2 protein-coding genes are annotated in these 978 nt (G+C 48.2%); both read right to left on the reverse strand.

Going from position 1 to position 978, the window contains the following annotated elements; translation table 11 throughout:
• On the reverse strand, positions 1-452 hold a 452-nt coding region (gene hisH / locus AWU74_RS06120; RefSeq protein WP_062328568.1), incomplete at its 3' end, for an imidazole glycerol phosphate synthase subunit HisH.
• Between the two features lie 25 nt (positions 453-477).
• Positions 478-978, reverse strand: a 501-nt coding sequence (rodA, locus tag AWU74_RS06125; protein WP_187150895.1) for a rod shape-determining protein RodA, incomplete at its 5' end; no start/stop codon positions are given.

Genomic DNA, 978 nt, shown 5'->3' on the forward strand with positions numbered 1-978 from the left:
GAATGCACAAAGTAAAACGCCGTATGCGAAGGAATGCCGCGGAACAACGGGGACGGTATTCCCGTTTCGTATACGTCATTCCAGCCTATATGCGGCACTTTAAGCTTTGAGGCGGTCCCCTGCACCGCGCTCAAATGTCGGACAGTACCCGCAACCAACCCGAGACAAGGCGTGTCGCCTTCTTCAGAATGCTCAAAGATAATCTGCGCGCCAAGGCAGACGCCTAGAATCGGTGTTCGGGACGCAGCACAATTCTTCAGGAATGAATCGTAGCCGGTTTTTCGAAGCTGTTCCATAGCATAGCGGGCGTCCCCCACGCCGGGGAAGATAACTTTGTCTGCCTGTGCCAGAGCGCAAGGATTTTTGGAAAGCGTGTATTCGTACCCCAAATACACCAGCGCGTGTTCTACGCTTTTTATGTTTCCCGCGTTATAATCGATAATGCCAATCATATGTCCGTCTCTTCAGCAACTGTTTTTACCACAACTTTCTAACATCAAAACAGCGGTAATTGATGCTCATCAACAATCCCACACAAATCATCGCCGTCCATAGAAAAGACCCTCCATAGGACAAAAACGGCAAGGGAATACCTACAACAGGGATAAGACCCATTGCCATGCCTACGTTGACGGCAAAGTGAAAAAAGAACAGTCCAAAAATCCCCGTTGCGATATAACGGCCGAACGCATCCGCCGTGTTTTTTACGATTAAAAGGGTGCGTGCCAGAATGAAAAAGAACAACGCGCATATCACTATGCAACCCGCGAATCCCCATTCTTCTGCCAGTCCGCTGAAAATAAAATCGGTGCTTTGCTTCGGCAGAAATTGGTTCTGCGTTCCTTTCAAAAATCCACGTCCCCACAACCCGCCAGACCTTATAGCAATTTTTGACTGCCTGATATTCCAGCCAGCACCCTGTATATCGTTTGTCGGATCAAAAAACACAACAAGTCGCTTAATTTGATAGCTTTTCAG

Source organism: Treponema endosymbiont of Eucomonympha sp. (assembly GCF_001028545.1).